Source organism: Pseudomonas sp. S3_A09 (genome assembly GCF_054668065.1).
Window position 1 is genome coordinate 4,323,615 of the sequence record NZ_CP162752.1, and the last position, 17,818, is coordinate 4,341,432.

Below are 17,818 nucleotides of genomic sequence, written 5' to 3' on the forward strand. Positions count from 1 at the left end.
ACACTAGACAAGGAATGTATGCATGTGGCGTGAAATTGCCCCCGACCAGCAGTACAACGTGCAAGTCGACGGCCATAACCTCGTGGTTTACAGCTTTGGCGAAGGCGATGAGGTGCTGTTGTGCCTCAACGGCGGGCCAGGCTTGCCGTGTGACTACTTGCGAGACGCCCATGGCTGGCTCAAAGACCATAACCTGCGAGTGGTTGCATTCGACCAGCTTGGCACGGGCGCATCAGCCAGGCCCACCGACGTTTCTCTGTGGGAAATCCGCCGTTATGTCGAAGAAGTCGAAACCGTGCGCCAGGCCCTGGATCTCGGTCGCGTGCACCTGCTCGGGCATTCCTGGGGCGGCTGGCTCGGTATCGAATATGCCATCCATTATCCCGACGCGCTGAAAAGCCTGATCCTGGAAAATACCGTTGGCGACATTCCGCACCTGTCCCAAGAGCTGGAACGCCTGCGCGGCGCCCTTGGCAGCGAGACGGTAGCCATGATGCAACGCCACGAAGCCATGGGCACCCTGGACCACCCGCAGTACCAGGCCGCGATCACCTTGCTCAACTATCGTCACGTGTGCCGCCTGGACGAGTGGCCCGCACCGGTCAAACGCTCCCTTGACGACTGGAACATGGGCCCCTACGAAACCATGCAAGGCCCCAACGAATTCCTCTACATCGGCAACCTCAAGGACTGGAACCGCATCCCTGAGATGGCCGATTTCAAGATGCCGATCCTGATCACCACCGGCCAGCATGACGAACTCACCCCAGCCTGCGCCATGCGCATGAAACTGGCGGCCCGACACGCCGAACTGCACGTGTTCCCCAACAGCAGCCATATGCCTTTCTATGAGGAGCCCCATGCGTATTTTCCGGTGTTGCTGGACTTCCTTGCGCGTCATCGGGGCTGACGGATGAACCTGGCGCGCTACCGTTTTGTCTTGTACCGGCCGCTGCAATTGCTGCCGGTGCTGTTTGGCATCAGCCTGATCACCTTTGTGCTGGTGCGCTCGATTCCCGGCGACCCGGCGCGTGCTTTGCTGGGTTCGCGCAGCACGCCGGACGCTTTGCTGAAAATCCGCGCCCAGTACGGCCTCGACCAGCCGTTGTGGCTGCAATATTTCTACTTTCTGAAGAACCTGCTCAAGGGCGACCTTGGCCAATCGCTGCTGTACAAGGTCGATGCGCTCAAGCTGATCGTCACGCGTATTGAACCCACCCTGGTACTGGTGCTCGGCAGTGTGGTGCTGGCGCTGCTGATCGCCGTGCCGTTGGCGACCTTCGCCGCACGCAACAAGGGTGGCTGGGCGGATAACCTGATTCGCGTGTTCACCACGGTTGGCCTTGGCATGCCGGCGTTCTGGCTGGGCTTGATGCTGATCCTGTTGCTGAGTGTGCAGTGGGGCCTGTTTCCGGTATCCGGTTACGGCCGAACCTGGTTGGATAAAGCGCATCACATGGTGCTGCCATGCCTGACGATTGCCCTGGCGTTGTCGGCGGTGCTGGTGCGCAACTTGCGGGCGAGCATGTTGATGGAACTACAGGCCGACCACGTGACCGCCGCCCGGGCGCGTGGGTTGTTGGAAGCCGCAGTGTTTCGCCGTCATGTGCTACCCAATTCCCTGGTGCCGGCGGTCAATCTGCTGGCGGTGAACATCGGTTGGCTGATCAGCGGCACGGTGGTGATCGAAAGCCTGTTCGCCATCCCCGGCATCGGCCAATTGTTGGTACGCGGGATCTTCACCCGCGATTACATGGTGGTGCAGGGCGTGGCCATGGTGCTGGCTTGCGCGACGGTGATCGTCAACTTCATCGCTGACGTCGTGACCGTGGCCCTCGACCCGCGAGTGAAGATGCAATGAGCAGTCGTCCGTTGATTGCCCCTTGGCGCTTGCGCCTGCGCTTTGGTTTGCGCAATGGCCGGCTGACGGCTGCGTGGGGTTTGTTGATTCTGCTGGCATGGCTGGTGCTTGCGCTGTTTGCACCGTGGATCGCGCCATATGACCCGATTGCGCAGAACACCGATTTCAGTTTGCTCGGCCCCAGCCTTGCTCATCCATTTGGCACCGATAACTACGGGAGGGACATTCTTTCGAGGGTTATCTGGGGCGCGCGTATAGACCTCCAGTTAGCCATCGTCGGGGTGATCTTCCCGTTCATGATCGGCACCTTCATCGGCGCGGTCTCCGGTTACATCGGCGGGCGTTTCGACAGTGTCTGCATGCGTGTGATCGATGTGATCCTGGCCTTCCCGTTCCTGGTGCTGATGCTGGCGATCATGGCCATTCTCGGCCCAGGCTTGAAGAGCTTCTACATCGCCATGGCCTTGGTGGGCTGGGTGTCCTACGCGCGGCTTATCCGCTCGCAGATCCTGGTGCTCAAGGAAAGCGACTTTGCCCTGGCCGCCAAAAGCCTGGGCTTTGGCCATGGGCGGATTCTGTTCCGGCACCTGCTGCCCAATGCGATGTTCGGCTCCATCGTGTTTTCCATGTCGGACGCGGTGTTGGTGCTGCTCAATGGCGCCGCCGTGAGTTACCTGGGCCTGGGCGTGCAACCGCCGACCGCCGAATGGGGCACGATGGTGGCCGAAGGACAGGCCTTCATCACCACTGCCTGGTGGATCTGCACCTTTCCGGGGCTGGCCATCGTGACCTTGGCCATGGGGTTCAGCCTGCTCGCCGATGGCGTGGCGCAAGTGTTGGGGGATCGCTCATGAGCCTGTTGCAAGTGCGCGACCTCAGTGTGATTGCCAACAACGCAGGGCGTGATGTGACCTTGGTCGATCGCGTGTCTTTCGATTTGGCCGAGGGTGAGATCCTCGGGCTGGTGGGGGAAAGCGGCTCGGGCAAGACCATGGCCTGTCGCGGTTTGATGCGCCTGCTGCCATCGCCCAACCTGCGCGTGCAAGGCGGTGCGGTCCGGCTGGGCGGCCAGGACCTGCTGTCATTGGATGACGCTGGCATGCGGGCGGTGCGTGGCGGTCAGTTGGGCATGATTTTCCAGAACCCCAGCAGCCACCTCGACCCGCTGATGCGCATCGGCGAGCAGATTGCCGAGGGCATCCGCCTGCATCAAGGTGCGTCGAAAAAAGACGCGCGCCTGCAGGCCATCGAGGTACTGCGCCAAGTGGGCATCCCCGATCCCCAGGCGCGGGTCGACAACTACCCCCAAGAGTTTTCCGGCGGCATGCGCCAGCGCGCGATGATCGCAGTCGCCTTGGGCTGCAACCCGAAAGTGCTGATCGCTGACGAGCCGACCACGGCGCTGGATGTGACGGTGCAGGCGCAAATCCTGCGGCTGTTGCTGGAACTGCGCGACCAGCGTGGCCTGTCGATCATCATGATTACCCACGACCTTGGCGTGGTTGCGCAAACCTGTGACGCCATCGCCGTGATGTACGCGGGGCGCCTGTGCGAGCACGGCAGCAAATACGATGTGCTGGCGCAACCGCAGCACCCGTACACCGCCGGCTTGATCGACTGCCAACCTGCTCACAGCAGCGGCCACGCTTTGCTGCGCACGATTCCCGGGCAGCCGCCGCTGCTGGACGCCTTGCCTGCCGGCTGCCGGTTCAACCCGCGCTGCCCGCAAGTCGGGGCCTTGTGCACCGAAGTGCTGCCGGAAGGCCAGCGAGTCGCCTGTCATTACCCGTTGGGAGCGCAGCCATGAGCCTGTTGCAGATCAAGGACCTTGAGGTGAAGTTCGCCGCGTCCGGCACCGGCTTGTTCGGCTTGAACAAACAGTGGGTGAGGGCGGTGAACGGTGTATCGCTGAGCTTGGCGGCGGGTGAAACCCTCGGGTTGGTCGGTGAATCCGGCAGCGGTAAAAGCACCTTGGGCCGCGCCATTTTGCACCTCAACCCGATCAGCGCCGGACAGGTGCTGTTTGATGGCATCGACATGGCCCACGGCAGCGCCATCGACATCACCCGGCTGCGCCATGAAACCGCAATGATCTTCCAGGACCCGTACGCCGCACTGAACCCGCGGCATACCATCGGCGAAACGATTGCCGAAGTACTACGCGTGCAACGCAAGGTTGCGCCGGAGCGGATATCAGATCGCGTCAATGAACTACTCGACCTGGTCGGCCTGCGGCCCGAGTTGGCCAGTCGTAAACCCGGCTCACTCAGCGGCGGTCAGTGCCAGCGCGTCGGCATCGCCCGGGCGTTGGCGGTGGAGCCGCGCCTGATCATCGCCGACGAGTGCGTGGCGGCGCTGGACGTGTCGATCCAGGGCCAGATCATCAATCTGTTGCTGGAACTGCAGCAGCGCATGCACCTGGCGATCCTGTTCATCGCCCATGACCTGGCTATCGTGCGTCGCCTGTGCGATCGCGTGGCGGTGATGTACCTGGGCAAGATCGTTGAGGAGGGGCCGGTGGAGTCGGTCTTCACGGCGCCACGCCATCCGTACACGGCGGCGTTGATCCAGGCGATTCCCGAGATCGATCCGCATCGGCCGTTGCCGACAGAGCCCTTGCCGGGTGAGCCCCCGAGCCCGCTGAACTTGCCTGCAGGCTGCGCCTTTCACCCACGTTGTCGGCATGCCCGGACCATGTGTTCCGTGGTGTTGCCGCCGACGCATTTCCTGCACGAGCATCGGTACAGTTGCGTGCTTGAAGAACCTTTGCTTTAACCCTCTGCCATTCATTAACAAGGAGTTGTGATATGCAATCGCGCCACTTGAAGTTGCTCGCCGCCGCTACATTGACCGCATGGTCCCTGACTGCCGGCCTGGCGCAAGCCGCCGGTGTACTGACCATCGGCTGCCGTGAGGACAGCACCACGTTCGACCCGATCAAAAGCGCGCAAAACCGCGACACCTGGGTCTTCGCCAACGTCTACGACACCCTGGTGCGCGTCGATAACCTGGGCACCAAGATGGAGCCGGGCCTGGCAGAAAGCTGGGACATTTCCAAGGATGGCCTGACCTACACCTTCAAGCTGCGTGATGCGAAGTTCTCCGACGGTTCGACGATCACCGCCGACGATGCAGCGTTCAGCCTGCTGCGCATCCGCGACAACAAAGCCTCGCTGTGGGCAGACCCCTTCAACCTGATCAACACGGCCAAGGCGTCAGATCCGAAAACCCTGGTGGTCACCCTGAAGACCCCGGCTGTGGCCTTTCTCTCGCAACTGGCGTCGCCGACGGTGTCGATCCTGTCGGAAAAAGCCATGACCAAGATGGGCGAAGACGCCTACTCGGAAAACCCCGTGACCTCCGGCGCGTTTACCGTGGACGAGTGGCGCAAGGGTGATCGCGTCATCCTGAAAAAGAACCCGAACTTCTGGCAGGCCAAGAACGTGAGCCTGGATGGCGTGGAGTGGGTCTCCGTCACCGACGACAATACGCGCATGCGCATGGTGCAGAACAACGAGCTGGACACGGCGATCTTCGTACCGTTCTCGCGGGTTGAAGAGCTGAAGAAAGACAAGAACGTGGTGATCCATGCCGACCCGTCCACCCGTGAAGATCACCTGCTGATCAACCACGAGCATGGCCTGCTGGCCAAGCCAGAAGTACGTCAGGCACTTGACATGGCCATCGACAAACAATCGCTGGTGAAGACCGCCACTTACGGTCAAGGCACCGTGGCTTATTCCTACATTCCAAAGGGCTCGCTGTACCACTACGCCAACAACCTGCAACGCCCGTACGACCCGACCGCCGCCAAGAAGCTGCTGGAGCAGGCCGGTGCCAAGGACTTGAAGCTCAACTACGTGGTCAATGCCGGCAACGAAGCCGACGAGCAGATTGCGGTGATCATCAAGGATCAATTGGCGAAGGTCGGCGTGACTGCCAACCTGCAAAAGGTCGACCCGACCCAGAGCTGGCAGATGCTGGTGGACGGTGAGTACGATATTTCGGTGATGTACTGGACCAACGACATCCTCGACCCGGACCAGAAGACCACCTTCGTGCTGGGCCACGACACCAACCAGAACTACATGACCCGTTACAAGAACGACAAGGTCAAGGCACTGGTGGCGCAAGCACGCATCGAGGCTGACCCGGTCAAGCGTGAGCAGATGTATGTGGAACTGCAGAAACTGGCGAAACAGGATGTGAACTGGATCGACCTGTACTACAGCCCCTACATCAACATCTCACGCAAGAACGTGAGCAACTTCCTGCAGAACCCGTTGGGGCGCTTCACTCTTGAGGAAGTGGTGAAGAACTAAGAGCCAGAGAACACCGCAATACAAATGTGGGAGGGGGCTTGCCCCCGATAGCGGTGGGTCAATCACAGATACAGTGACTGACACCCTGCAATCGGGGGCAAGCCCCCTCCCACATTTAGTTCCGGTTGTGTCAGTTGTTACTGCGCGTCAAACGCCTGCCCATTGATGCCGGTACTGTCCGGCCCCATCAGGTACAGGTACACCGGCATGATCTCTTCCGGCGCCGGCCTTTCCATCGGGTTTTCCCCCGGATACGCCTGGGCCCGCATGCTGGTGCGAGTGCCGCCGGGGTTGATGCTGTTGGCGCGTACCGCGGCCACATCCTCCAGTTCATCGGCCAGGGTTTGCATCAAGCCTTCGGTGGCAAACTTCGACACACCATAGGCGCCCCAGTAAGCCCGACCCTTGCGCCCGACGCTGCTGGAAGTGAACACCACCGACGCATCCTGGGACAACTTGAGCAGCGGCAGCAGCGTGCTGGTCAACATGAACATCGCGTTGACGTTCACGTGCATCACGCGCATGAAATTCTCGCCGGACAATTGCTCGATCGGCGTGCGTGGGCCGATGATCGAGGCGTTGTGCAGCAGGCCGTCGAGGTGGCCGAATTCCTTTTCGATCATCGCGGCCAGTTCATCGTACTGATGGGGCAGGGCGGTCTCCAGGTTGAACGGGATCACCACCGGTTGCGGCTGGCCCGCCGCTTCGATTTCGTCATACACCTGGGCCAGGTTGGCTTCGGTCTTGCCCAGCAACAGCACCGTGGCACCATGGGCGGCATAGGTTTTCGCCGCCGCCGCGCCGATCCCGCGACCGGCGCCGGTCACCAGGATCACCCGGCCTTTGAGCAGTTCTGGACGTGCGGAGTAATCAAACATAAATAGCCTCGACAAAATTCAAGGTGATACAGCTCTCAATGTGGAATCCAATTCCTGTGGGAGCTGGCTTGCCTGCGATAGCGGTCTGTAAGCTGGCATATGTGCTGGCTGACACTGCGCTATCGCAGGCAAGCCAGCTCCCACATTGACCTCAGTGTTTGCAGGGGCGGCAAACAATTAGCAACTGCACAACGCGCTATCCAGCACCTTGCGCAGTTCCAACGGGTGATCCACCACCACATCGGCGCCCCAATGGCGTGGGTTGTCGTCCGGGTGGATGTAGCCGTAGGTGACCGCTGCAGTGCGCGTGCCGGCGTCGCGGCCGGATTCGATATCGCGCAGGTCATCACCCACGAACAGCACGCTGGCCGGGTCCAGGTCGAGCATCTTGCACGCCAGGATCATCGGCTCCGGGTCCGGCTTGCTGTTCTTCACGTGATCCGGGCAGATCAGCAGCGCCGAGCGCTCGGCCAGGCCCAGTTGCTGCATGATCGGCTCGGCAAAGCGCAGTGGCTTGTTGGTCACCACGCCCCAGATCAGCTTGGACTTCTCGATGTCCTCCAGCAGCTCGGCCATGCCGTCGAACAGTTTGCTGTGGACCGCGCAGCCCACAAGGTAGCGTTCGAGGAATTCCTGGCGCAGTTCTTCAAAGCCTGGAGATTCCGGGTCCATCGAGAAGGTCACGGCCACCATCGCCCGCGCACCGCCGGAGATTTCATCGCGGATGTGCTGGGGGTTGATCGGCGCCAGGTCGCGGTCGGCGCGCATGGCCTGGCAGATGGCGATAAAGTCCGGCGCGGTATCCAGCAGGGTACCGTCCATGTCGAAGAGAACCGCTCGCAACTTCACAGGCTCACTCCTCGCGCAGGGTCTGGATCATGTAGTTGACGTCAACGTCGTTGGCCAGCTTGTAGTGCTTGGTCAGCGGGTTGTAGGTGAGGCCGATGATGTCCTTGACGGTCAGCCCGGCCTGGCGGCTCCAGGCACCCAGCTCGGACGGGCGGATGAATTTCTTGAAGTCATGGGTGCCGCGCGGCAGCAGCTTCATGATGTATTCGGCGCCGATGATCGCGAACAGGTAGGCCTTGGGGTTGCGGTTGATGGTGGAGAAGAAGACCTGGCCCCCCGGCTTGACCATGCGGAAGCAGGCGCGGATCACCGAGGACGGGTCCGGTACGTGTTCCAGCATTTCCAGGCAGGTAACCACGTCGAACTGCTCGGGCATCTCTTCGGCCAGGGCCTCGGCGGTGATCTGGCGGTATTCCACGTTCACGCCGGATTCCAGCTGGTGCAGCTGGGCCACGGCCAGGGGCGCTTCGCCCATGTCGATGCCCATTACGGTGGCGCCGCGCTGGGCCATGGCCTCGCTGAGAATGCCGCCGCCGCAGCCTACATCCAGCACCTTCTTGCCGGCCAGGTTGACGCGTTCATCAATCCAGTTGACCCGCAGCGGGTTGATGTCGTGCAGGGGCTTGAACTCACTCTCACGGTCCCACCAGCGGTGAGCCAGGGCTTCGAATTTGGCGATTTCGGCGTGGTCGACGTTGCTCATGGTGAATCCTCTAAATCTGATAAATCGGTTTGTCAGTCCTGAACCTTAGGGTTCAAAACCTTCGTTATTCGTGGTGCCCGCTGATGCGCTGGCCCCAGGCGATGGCCGTGGCGGTCAACTGTTGTTCATCCATGCGGGTCAATTGCCGGTCGTCGAGCAGTTGCTTGCCGGCGACCCAAAGGTGTTTCACGCAATCGCGTCCGGTGGCATATATAAGCTGTGAGACCGGATCGTAGATCGGTTGTTGCGCCAGCCCGGAAAGATCGAAGGCCACGATATCCGCCGCCTTGCCGACCTCCAGCGAGCCAATTTCGCTTTCTAGGCCCATGGCCCGCGCACCGTTGAGCGTCGCCATGCGCAAGGCGCGATGGGCATCCAGCGCGGTGGCCGAGCCGGCGACGGCCTTGGCCAACAGGGCGGCGGTGCGGGTTTCGCCCAGCAGGTCGAGGTCATTGTTACTGGCAGCGCCATCGGTGCCGATGGCCACGTTCACGCCAGCCTGCCACAGACGCTCCACCGGGCAAAAGCCGCTGGCCAGTTTCAGGTTGGATTCCGGACAGTGAACGATGCTGGTGTTGCTTTCTACCAGCAAAGCCAAGTCATCCTCGCTGATTTGGGTCATATGAACGGCCTGGAAGCGCGGCCCCAACAGCCCGAGGCGACCCAGACGCGCCAATGGCCGTTCGCCAGTCTGCTCGACCGCTTGCTGCACTTCAGAGGCGGTTTCGTGAACATGCATGTGGATCGCGGCGTCCAGCTCTTCGGCGATCACCCGGATTTTCTCCAGGTTGTCATCACACACGGTGTAAGGCGCGTGCGGGCCGAAGGTGATCTTGATGCGTGGGTGGTGCTTGAGATCGCCGAACAGCTCGACGCCTTGGCGAATCGCCTCGTCGGGCGTACTGGCGCCGGGGATCGGGAAGTCGAGGATCGGAATTGCGATCTGCGCGCGGATGCCGCTGTTGTGCACGCAGTCGCTGGCGACCTTGGGGTAGAAGTACATGTCGGAGAAGCAGGTGATGCCGCCCTTGAGCTGTTCGGCGATGGCCAGGTCGGTGCCATCGCGCACAAAGGCTTCATCGACCCACTTGGCCTCGGCAGGCCAGATGTGCTTTTCCAGCCAGGTCATCAGCGGCAGGTCGTCGGCCATGCCGCGAAACAGGCTCATCGCCGCATGTCCGTGGGCGTTGATCAGGCCGGGGCTGAGCAGCATGCCCGGCAGTTCGCGCACTTCGTTGGCCACCAGCTTGAGCGCTGCCGCCCGTGGCCCGATAAAGGCAATGCGCCCATCGCGAATGCCCAGGCCATGTTCCTTGAGCACCACGCCAGCGGGTTCGACAGGCACCAGCCATGTAGGCAGCAACAATAAGTCGAGCGGGGCGGCAGTGGCGGTCATCGCAGGCTTCTTCCCAGGCAGCTATAAAAGAAGGGCGAAGTATACCCGAGCGTCCTGGCTGGCGGATCGCTATAATCGGCGGCTTTGTTTATGAGTGCGGAGTAAGGGATGCGCGATCGACTGTTGGCAGCGGAGAAAGTGAAGGCCATCGATTGGCGTGATGGCGCGCTATACCTGCTCGATCAGCGTGCCTTGCCATCCCGGGAAAGCTGGGTGGCTTGCTCTACGGTCGATGATGTGGCGGCGGCCATTCGTTCGATGGTGGTGCGCGGTGCACCGGCCATTGGTATCAGCGCGGCGTATGGCCTGGTGCTGGCGGCGCGTGAGCGGATCGCCGAGGGCGGTGACTGGCAGGCAGCGTGGGAAGAAGACTATGCACTGTTAGCCGATACCCGACCGACCGCGTCGAACCTGTTCTGGGCGTTGAAACGCATGCGTGACCGCCTGGACCGCGTCAAAAAGCACGCCGACCCGCTGGCGGTGCTTGAAGCAGAAGCCATTGCCATCCATGAAAGTGATCGCGAAGCCAATCTCACCATGGCTCAACTGGGGGTCGATTTGATCCGCAAGCACCAGGGCAATGCCCAGGCGATCCTTACCCACGGCAACGCTGGCGCTCTGGCGACCGGCGGTGTGGGTACGGCGCTCGGGGTGATTCGTGCGGCCTATCTGGAAGGCATGGTCGAGCAGGTCTACGTCAATGAAACCCGGCCCTGGCTGCAAGGTTCGCGGCTGACCGCCTGGGAGCTGGCGGGCGAGGGCATCCCGGTGACGGTGAACGCCGATTCGGCTGGCGCGCATATCCTCAAGACCAAAGGCGTGACCTGGGTGATCGTCGGTGCTGATTGCATTGCCGCCAATGGCGACGTGATCAGCAAGATCGGGACGTACCAGTTGGCAGTGTGTGCCATGCACCACGGCGTGCGGTTCATGGTGGTGGCGCCGAGTTCGACCCTGGACATGATGATGGCAACTGGCGATGACGTAGCGCTGGAAGAGCGCGACGCCGGTGAGTTGCTGGAAGTCGCCGGCCAGCGCTTCGCCGCGGATGTCGTCGCCTTCAATCCAGTGTTTGACGTGACCCCGGCCGACCTGATTGACGTGATCGTGACCGAAAAAGGCATCGTCGAACGGCCGGACACCGCCAAGCTGGCCAAGTTGATGTGCCGTAAACGCCTGCATTGAGGGCGTTGGCGGCTGTCCGATTGCATTCGCGAGCAAGCCCGCTCCCACATTTTGAATGTGTTCACCACTCAAATGTGGGCGCGGGCTTGCTCGCGAAGGGGTCTATAAGTCAAGAAAACCTTCGGATCTGCCTTCAAAAAATAGCACGACCCTGCCTCTGAGCCCCTCTCGTCGCCCTCAAGCCTGTCATCCGTCAACTTACTATGCTCCATGCGCATCAGGGGGATAGGTGCGTGGCGGCGATTGTGATAACATCCGGCGGTTTCCAGGGTCGCCCCGAGGGGTGGCCTATAACGTGCAGATCCGTGTCATAACTCGTTGATTTGTCGTAAGTCGTTGTCAGGCACTCTGCCGGCAGCGGCGAGCTTCGTTCGTCCCATATGGATGTGACGAGGTTTCACCCGAAAAAGGAATCAGGCTTCTCATGGGCGAACTGGCCAAAGAAATCCTCCCGGTCAATATCGAAGACGAGCTGAAACAGTCCTACCTCGACTACGCGATGAGCGTAATTGTCGGTCGGGCACTGCCTGATGCGCGCGATGGCTTGAAGCCCGTGCACCGGCGTGTGCTGTTCGCGATGAGCGAGCTGGGTAACGACTGGAACAAGCCGTACAAGAAATCTGCCCGTGTTGTCGGTGACGTGATCGGTAAGTATCACCCTCACGGCGACACTGCGGTGTACGACACCATCGTTCGGATGGCCCAGCCGTTTTCCCTGCGCTACCTGCTGGTAGACGGCCAGGGCAACTTCGGTTCGGTCGACGGCGACAACGCCGCGGCCATGCGATACACCGAAGTGCGCATGACCAAGCTGGCGCATGAGCTGCTGGCCGACCTGCATAAAGAAACCGTGGACTGGGTGCCGAACTACGACGGCACCGAAATGATCCCGGCGGTCATGCCGACCAAGATCCCCAACCTGCTGGTCAACGGTTCCAGCGGTATCGCCGTGGGCATGGCCACCAACATCCCGCCGCACAACCTCGGTGAAGTCATCGACGGTTGCCTGGCCCTCATCGACAACCCGGAGCTGACCGTCGATGAGCTGATGCAATACATCCCCGGCCCGGACTTCCCGACTGCCGCGATCATCAACGGTCGCGCCGGCATCATCGAAGCCTACCGCACCGGTCGCGGCCGCATTTACATGCGCGCCCGCTCGATCATCGAAGACATCGACAAGGTCGGTGGCCGCCAGCAGATCGTTATCACCGAACTGCCGTACCAGCTGAACAAGGCGCGCCTGATCGAGAAGATCGCCGAGCTGGTCAAAGAGAAGAAGCTCGAAGGCATCACCGAACTGCGCGACGAGTCCGACAAAGACGGTATGCGCGTGGTGATCGAGCTGCGTCGTGGCGAAGTGCCTGAGGTGATCCTCAACAACCTCTATGCCCAGACCCAGCTGCAAAGCGTGTTTGGTATCAACGTGGTTGCGCTGATCGACGGCCGCCCGCGCATCCTGAACCTCAAGGACCTGCTGGAAGCCTTCGTGCGTCACCGTCGCGAAGTGGTCACACGCCGCACCGTGTTCGAACTGCGCAAGGCCCGCGAGCGCGGCCACATCCTGGAAGGCCAGGCAGTTGCGCTGTCGAACATCGACCCGGTAATCGCCCTGATCAAGGCCTCGCCAACCCCGTCGGAAGCCAAGGAAGCGTTGATCAGCACGCCTTGGGAATCCAGCGCCGTGGTGGCCATGGTTGAACGTGCCGGCGCCGACTCGTGCCGTCCGGAGACCCTGGACCCGCAATACGGTCTGCGCGAAGGCAAGTACTTCCTGTCGCCGGAACAGGCCCAGGCCATCCTGGAGTTGCGCCTGCACCGCCTGACCGGTCTGGAGCACGAGAAGCTGCTGGCCGAGTACCAGGAGATCCTCAACCAGATCGGCGAGTTGATCCGCATCCTCAGCAGCGCCGTGCGCCTGATGGAAGTGATCCGCGAAGAACTGGAAGTGATCCGCGCCGAATACGGTGACGTGCGCCGTACCGAAATCCTCGATGCGCGCCTCGACCTGACCCTGGGTGACATGATCCCGGAAGAAGAGCGTGTGGTGACCATCTCCCACGGTGGCTACGCCAAGACCCAGCCATTGGCTGCGTACCAGGCCCAGCGTCGTGGTGGTAAAGGTAAATCGGCGACCGGCGTGAAGGATGAGGACTACATTGCTCACCTGTTGGTCGCCAACAGCCACACCACGCTGCTGCTGTTCTCCAGCAAAGGCAAGGTGTACTGGCTGAAAACCTACGAAATCCCGGAAGCGTCCCGTGCTGCCCGTGGTCGCCCACTGGTCAACCTGCTGCCACTGGACAGTGATGAATACATCACCACCATGCTGCCGGTCGAGGAATACACCGAAGGTCACTTCATCTTCATGGCCACCGCCAAAGGCACCGTGAAGAAGACCCCGCTGGAATCCTTCAGCCGTCAGCGCAGCGTGGGCCTGATCGCCCTGGAGCTGGACGAAGGCGACGTGCTGATCTCTGCGGCCATCACCGATGGCGAGCGTGAAGTCATGCTGTTCTCCGACGGCGGCAAGGTCACGCGCTTCAAGGAATCCGACGTTCGCGCCATGGGCCGTACCGCCCGCGGTGTGCGCGGCATGCGCCTGCCAGAAGGGCAGAAGCTGATTTCGATGCTGATCCCGGAAGAAGGCAGCCAGATCCTCACCGCTTCCGAGCGCGGTTATGGCAAACGCACCGCCATCAGCGAGTTCCCGGAGTATAAGCGTGGCGGCCAAGGCGTGATCGCCATGGTCAGCAACGACCGCAATGGCCGTCTGGTCGGCGCGGTCCAGGTGCTCGATGGCGAGGAGATCATGCTGATTTCCGACCAGGGCACCCTGGTACGTACCCGTGTGGCTGAAGTGTCGAGCCTGGGCCGTAATACCCAGGGCGTCACCCTGATCAAGCTGGCCAAGGACGAGAAACTGGTCGGCCTGGAGCGTGTCCAGGAGCCATCGGAAGTCGAAGGCGAAGAGCTGGAAGGCGAGGAATTCGAAGGCGAGGTGATCGCAGCAGGCGATGACAACGTCGACGAGCCAACCCTCGACGCTGCCGCAGACGAAGAAGAACCGCAGGAATAAGAGGACACACAGGGGGCGGATGAAGATTCGCCCCCTTGTTGTTTGTCCCTTGTGAAATAGCACGTCCTTTGGCTGGACGCGGTCAATGTGGGAGCTGGCTTGCCTGCGATGGCAGCGCCGCGGTATCACTGCGCTACCGAGGTGCCCTTATCGCAGGCAAGCCAGCTCCCACAAGGGTTCGCTCCAGAGAAAGGTTGTTGCCGAACATGATTGCAGCCCCACCAAATCAGAGTGAGATTGGATGTGAGCAAGAGAGCCTATAACTTCTGTGCCGGTCCCGCGGCGCTTCCTGAAGCAGTCCTGCAGCGTGCGCAGGGTGAACTCCTCGACTGGCATGGAAAAGGCCTCTCCGTGATGGAAATGAGCCATCGCAGCGATGAGTTCGTGTCCATCGCCACCAAGGCCGAGCAGGATCTGCGTGACTTGCTGGACATCCCATCCAACTACAAAGTGTTGTTCCTGCAGGGCGGCGCCAGCCAGCAGTTCGCCCAGATCCCGCTGAACCTGCTGCCGGAAGACGGCACGGCTGACTATATCGACACGGGTATCTGGGGTCAGAAGGCTATTGAAGAGGCCTCGCGTTACGGTCACGTCAATGTCGCGGGTACCGCCAAGCCGTACGACTACTTCGCCATTCCCGGTCAGAACGAGTGGAAGCTGTCGAAGGACGCGGCCTACGTGCACTACGTCGCGAACGAAACCATCGGCGGCCTGGAGTTTGATTGGGTGCCGGAAGTCGGTGACGTTCCGCTGGTGTGCGACATGTCCTCGGACATTCTCTCGCGCCCTATCGATGTGTCCAAGTACGGCATGATCTACGCTGGCGCCCAGAAGAACATCGGCCCGAGCGGCATCCTGGTCAACATCATCCGTGAGGACCTGTTGGGTCGCGCCCGTTCGCTGTGCCCGACCATGCTCAACTACAAGGTCGCGGCCGATAACGGCTCGATGTACAACACTCCGCCAGCGTTTGCCTGGTACCTCTCCGGCCTGGTGTTCGAGTGGCTGAAAGAGCAGGGCGGTGTCGCCGCCATGGGTAAGCTCAACGAAGAGAAGAAGCGCGTCCTGTACGACTTCATCGACGCCAGCGGCCTGTACAGCAACCCGATCAACCTGACTGATCGCTCCTGGATGAACGTGCCGTTCCGCCTGGCTGATGATCGCCTGGACAAGCCGTTCCTGGTCGGTGCCGAAGAGCGTGGCCTGCTGAACCTCAAGGGGCACCGTTCGGTCGGTGGCATGCGCGCCTCCATCTACAATGCCGTCGACATCCACGCGATCAACGCGCTGGTTGACTACATGGCAGCGTTCGAAAAGGAACACGGCTAATGTCTGAGCAAGAACTCAAGGCCCTGCGCGTGCGCATTGACAGCCTGGACGAGAAAGTCCTGGAGCTGATCAGTGAGCGCGCGCGGTGCGCCCAGGAAGTGGCACGGGTGAAGATGGCCTCCCTGGCCGAAGGCGAAGTGCCGGTGTTCTACCGTCCCGAGCGTGAAGCCCAGGTGCTCAAGCGTGTCATGGAGCGTAATAAGGGCCCACTGGGCAACGAAGAGATGGCGCGGTTGTTCCGCGAAATCATGTCTTCGTGCCTGGCGCTGGAACAGCCGCTGAAAGTGGCTTATCTGGGCCCCGAGGGCACTTTCACCCAAGCGGCGGCCATGAAGCACTTCGGTCACGCGGTGATCAGCAAGCCAATGGCGGCGATCGATGAAGTGTTCCGTGAAGTGGCGGCCGGCGCGGTGAATTTTGGCGTGGTGCCGGTGGAAAACTCCACCGAAGGCGCGGTCAACCACACGCTGGACAGCTTCCTCGAACACGACATGGTCATCTGCGGCGAAGTCGAGCTGCGCATCCACCATCACCTGCTGGTGGGCGAGAATACCAAGACCGACAGTATCAGCCGCATCTACTCCCACGCCCAGTCCCTGGCCCAGTGCCGCAAGTGGCTGGACGCGCATTATCCGAATGTCGAGCGGGTAGCTGTCTCCAGCAACGCCGAGGCCGCCAAGCGGGTCAAGGGTGAGTGGAATTCGGCGGCCATCGCCGGTGATATGGCCGCTGGGCTGTACGGCCTGACGCGCCTGGCCGAGAAAATCGAGGACCGCCCGGACAACTCCACGCGCTTCCTGATGATCGGCAGCCAGGAAGTGCCGCCCACTGGCGACGACAAGACCTCGATCATTGTCTCCATGAGCAACAAGCCTGGCGCGCTGCATGAGCTGCTGGTGCCGTTCCATGATAACGGGATTGACCTGACGCGCATCGAGACTCGTCCTTCGCGCAGCGGTAAATGGACTTACGTGTTCTTTATCGACTTCATCGGCCATCACCGCGACCCGCTGGTCAAGGGTGTGCTGGAGAAAATCAGTCAGGAAGCCGTGGCACTCAAGGTGCTGGGCTCTTACCCGAAAGCGGTTTTGTGAGGCTTTAACATGAGTGGCAACTTCCTCACCCTGGCTCAGCCGGGCGTGCAACAACTGTCGCCTTACGTTCCGGGCAAGCCTGTGGATGAGCTGGCGCGTGAGTTGAACCTGGATCCGGCGAACATCGTCAAGCTGGCCAGTAACGAAAACCCGCTGGGCCCGAGCCCGAAGGTGTTGGCGGCGATTCGTGAAGAGTTGGCTGAGCTGACCCGCTATCCCGATGGTAACGGCTTTGCCTTGAAGTCTCTGCTGGCACAAAAGTGCGGTGTCGAGCTGAACCAGGTCACCCTGGGCAATGGCTCCAACGACATTCTTGAGCTGGTTGGTCGTGCGTATCTGGCGCCAGGTTTGAATGCGGTGTTCAGCGAGCATGCGTTTGCGGTCTATCCGATCGTGACCCAGGCGGTGGGCGCTGATGCGAAAGTGGTCCCCGCGAAAGAGTGGGGTCATGACCTGCCGGCCATGCTGGCGGCCATTGATGCCCAGACCCGCGTCGTGTTTATCGCGAACCCTAACAACCCGACCGGCACCTGGTTCGACGCGCAAGCGCTGAGCGACTTCCTGCAAGACGTGCCGGAGCATGTGTTGGTCGTACTGGACGAGGCATACATCGAGTACGCCGAAGGCAGTGATCTGCCGAACGGCCTGGATTTCCTGGCGGCGTACCCGAACCTGCTGGTTTCGCGCACGTTCTCCAAGGCTTATGGCCTGGCATCGCTGCGAGTCGGCTACGGTTTGTCCACGGCAGTGGTTGCCGACGTGCTGAACCGTGTGCGTCAGCCGTTCAACGTCAACAGCCTCGCGCTGGCTGCAGCCTGTGCGGCGGTGAAGGATGCCGAGTACCTGGAAGAAGGCCGTCGCCTCAACGAAAGCGGCATGCTGCAGTTGCAGGAAGGCTTCCGTGAGTTGGGCCTGGGCTGGATTCCGTCCAAGGGCAACTTCATTTGTGTCGACCTCGGCCAGGTCGCTGCGCCGGTATTCCAGGGCCTGTTGCGCGAAGGCGTCATTGTGCGTCCGACCGCCAACTACGGCATGCCGAACCACCTGCGCATTACCATCGGTCTGCCGGCAGAAAACGCCCGCTTCCTGGAGGCGCTGGCCAAGGTTCTGGCCCGTGGTTGA

At 61.3% G+C, this 17,818-nt stretch carries 15 protein-coding genes; 11 read left to right on the forward strand and 4 right to left on the reverse strand.

What is annotated here, in order from left to right; translation table 11 throughout:
- Positions 1–22 precede the first annotated feature (22 nt).
- From AB4N92_RS20135 to AB4N92_RS20160, 6 genes are read left to right on the forward strand one after another with little or no spacing between them, the layout of a single operon-like run.
- A complete protein-coding gene (locus AB4N92_RS20135; protein WP_010211983.1) occupies positions 23–910 on the forward strand; it encodes a proline iminopeptidase-family hydrolase in 888 nt (295 codons plus the stop codon).
- 3 nt (positions 911–913) lie between these two features.
- Entirely contained in the window at positions 914–1,861 is a 948-nt protein-coding gene (locus tag AB4N92_RS20140; protein WP_010211982.1) for an ABC transporter permease, read from the forward strand.
- A complete protein-coding gene (locus tag AB4N92_RS20145) occupies positions 1,858–2,715 on the forward strand; it encodes an ABC transporter permease (RefSeq protein ID WP_021490954.1) in 858 nt (285 codons plus the stop codon). The genes AB4N92_RS20140 and AB4N92_RS20145 overlap by 4 nt, the downstream gene beginning before the upstream one ends.
- Positions 2,712–3,668 carry an ABC transporter ATP-binding protein gene (locus AB4N92_RS20150; RefSeq protein ID WP_236267342.1) on the forward strand — a complete coding sequence of 319 codons (957 nt, stop codon included), beginning with the start codon at positions 2,712–2,714 and terminating at the stop codon, positions 3,666–3,668. The genes AB4N92_RS20145 and AB4N92_RS20150 overlap by 4 nt, the downstream gene beginning before the upstream one ends.
- Complete coding sequence (locus tag AB4N92_RS20155) at positions 3,665–4,636, forward strand: ABC transporter ATP-binding protein (RefSeq protein ID WP_042570758.1); 972 nt, start codon at positions 3,665–3,667, stop codon at positions 4,634–4,636. Before AB4N92_RS20150 ends, AB4N92_RS20155 begins: the two co-directional genes overlap by 4 nt.
- 32 nt (positions 4,637–4,668) lie before the next feature.
- Complete coding sequence (locus AB4N92_RS20160; RefSeq protein WP_042570759.1) at positions 4,669–6,183, forward strand: ABC transporter substrate-binding protein; 1,515 nt, start codon at positions 4,669–4,671, stop codon at positions 6,181–6,183.
- 137 nt (positions 6,184–6,320) lie between these two features.
- Here the strand turns inward: AB4N92_RS20160 and AB4N92_RS20165 are convergent, their stop codons facing one another.
- The 4 genes from AB4N92_RS20165 to AB4N92_RS20180 form a co-directional block, all read right to left on the reverse strand.
- The gene (locus AB4N92_RS20165; protein ID WP_010211973.1) at positions 6,321–7,061 is read right to left on the reverse strand and encodes a YciK family oxidoreductase; all 741 of its coding nucleotides are present in this window, start codon (positions 7,059–7,061) and stop codon (positions 6,321–6,323) included.
- A gap of 177 nt (positions 7,062–7,238) precedes the next feature.
- Positions 7,239–7,910, reverse strand: a complete 672-nt coding sequence (gene mupP / locus AB4N92_RS20170) for an N-acetylmuramic acid 6-phosphate phosphatase MupP (RefSeq protein ID WP_187517181.1) — start codon at positions 7,908–7,910, stop codon at positions 7,239–7,241.
- A gap of 4 nt (positions 7,911–7,914) precedes the next feature.
- Positions 7,915–8,613 (reverse strand): bifunctional 2-polyprenyl-6-hydroxyphenol methylase/3-demethylubiquinol 3-O-methyltransferase UbiG, encoded by a 699-nt coding sequence (gene ubiG, locus AB4N92_RS20175; RefSeq protein ID WP_010211967.1) that lies wholly within the window; start codon positions 8,611–8,613, stop codon positions 7,915–7,917.
- A gap of 64 nt (positions 8,614–8,677) precedes the next feature.
- Complete coding sequence (locus AB4N92_RS20180) at positions 8,678–10,009, reverse strand: TRZ/ATZ family hydrolase (protein ID WP_045791177.1); 1,332 nt, start codon at positions 10,007–10,009, stop codon at positions 8,678–8,680.
- Positions 10,010–10,117: 108 nt separating this feature from the next.
- On the opposite strand from AB4N92_RS20180, the gene mtnA reads away from it, so the two are divergent.
- The 5 genes from mtnA (at position 10,118) to hisC (ending at position 17,818) form a co-directional block, all read left to right on the forward strand.
- Positions 10,118–11,194, forward strand: coding sequence for an S-methyl-5-thioribose-1-phosphate isomerase (mtnA, locus tag AB4N92_RS20185; protein WP_021490949.1), 1,077 nt, complete (start codon positions 10,118–10,120; stop codon positions 11,192–11,194).
- 424 nt (positions 11,195–11,618) lie between these two features.
- Positions 11,619–14,273 carry a DNA gyrase subunit A gene (gene gyrA, locus AB4N92_RS20190; protein WP_010211963.1) on the forward strand — a complete coding sequence of 885 codons (2,655 nt, stop codon included), beginning with the start codon at positions 11,619–11,621 and terminating at the stop codon, positions 14,271–14,273.
- A 243-nt stretch (positions 14,274–14,516) separates the two neighbouring features.
- A complete protein-coding gene (serC, locus tag AB4N92_RS20195) occupies positions 14,517–15,602 on the forward strand; it encodes a 3-phosphoserine/phosphohydroxythreonine transaminase (protein ID WP_042570762.1) in 1,086 nt (361 codons plus the stop codon).
- On the forward strand, positions 15,602–16,696 hold the full coding sequence (gene pheA / locus AB4N92_RS20200; RefSeq protein WP_003172650.1) for a prephenate dehydratase: 1,095 nt from the start codon (positions 15,602–15,604) through the stop codon (positions 16,694–16,696). Before serC ends, pheA begins: the two co-directional genes overlap by 1 nt.
- A 9-nt stretch (positions 16,697–16,705) precedes the next feature.
- A complete protein-coding gene (gene hisC, locus AB4N92_RS20205; protein WP_021490947.1) occupies positions 16,706–17,818 on the forward strand; it encodes a histidinol-phosphate transaminase in 1,113 nt (370 codons plus the stop codon).

What these genes read in the sequence shown, in the direction of transcription:
- AB4N92_RS20135 (WP_010211983.1), top strand. Translation starts at nt 23, where the DNA reads ATGTGGCGTGAAATTGCCCCCGACCAGCAGTACAACGTGCAAGTCGAC.
- AB4N92_RS20140 (WP_010211982.1), top strand. Translation starts at nt 914, where the DNA reads ATGAACCTGGCGCGCTACCGTTTTGTCTTGTACCGGCCGCTGCAATTG.
- AB4N92_RS20145 (WP_021490954.1), top strand. Translation starts at nt 1,858, where the DNA reads ATGAGCAGTCGTCCGTTGATTGCCCCTTGGCGCTTGCGCCTGCGCTTT.
- AB4N92_RS20150 (WP_236267342.1), top strand. Translation starts at nt 2,712, where the DNA reads ATGAGCCTGTTGCAAGTGCGCGACCTCAGTGTGATTGCCAACAACGCA.
- AB4N92_RS20155 (WP_042570758.1), top strand. Translation starts at nt 3,665, where the DNA reads ATGAGCCTGTTGCAGATCAAGGACCTTGAGGTGAAGTTCGCCGCGTCC.
- AB4N92_RS20160 (WP_042570759.1), top strand. Translation starts at nt 4,669, where the DNA reads ATGCAATCGCGCCACTTGAAGTTGCTCGCCGCCGCTACATTGACCGCA.
- AB4N92_RS20165 (WP_010211973.1), bottom strand. Translation starts at nt 7,061, where the DNA reads ATGTTTGATTACTCCGCACGTCCAGAACTGCTCAAAGGCCGGGTGATC.
- ubiG (WP_010211967.1), bottom strand. Translation starts at nt 8,613, where the DNA reads ATGAGCAACGTCGACCACGCCGAAATCGCCAAATTCGAAGCCCTGGCT.
- AB4N92_RS20180 (WP_045791177.1), bottom strand. Translation starts at nt 10,009, where the DNA reads ATGACCGCCACTGCCGCCCCGCTCGACTTATTGTTGCTGCCTACATGG.
- mtnA (WP_021490949.1), top strand. Translation starts at nt 10,118, where the DNA reads ATGCGCGATCGACTGTTGGCAGCGGAGAAAGTGAAGGCCATCGATTGG.
- gyrA (WP_010211963.1), top strand. Translation starts at nt 11,619, where the DNA reads ATGGGCGAACTGGCCAAAGAAATCCTCCCGGTCAATATCGAAGACGAG.
- pheA (WP_003172650.1), top strand. Translation starts at nt 15,602, where the DNA reads ATGTCTGAGCAAGAACTCAAGGCCCTGCGCGTGCGCATTGACAGCCTG.
- hisC (WP_021490947.1), top strand. Translation starts at nt 16,706, where the DNA reads ATGAGTGGCAACTTCCTCACCCTGGCTCAGCCGGGCGTGCAACAACTG.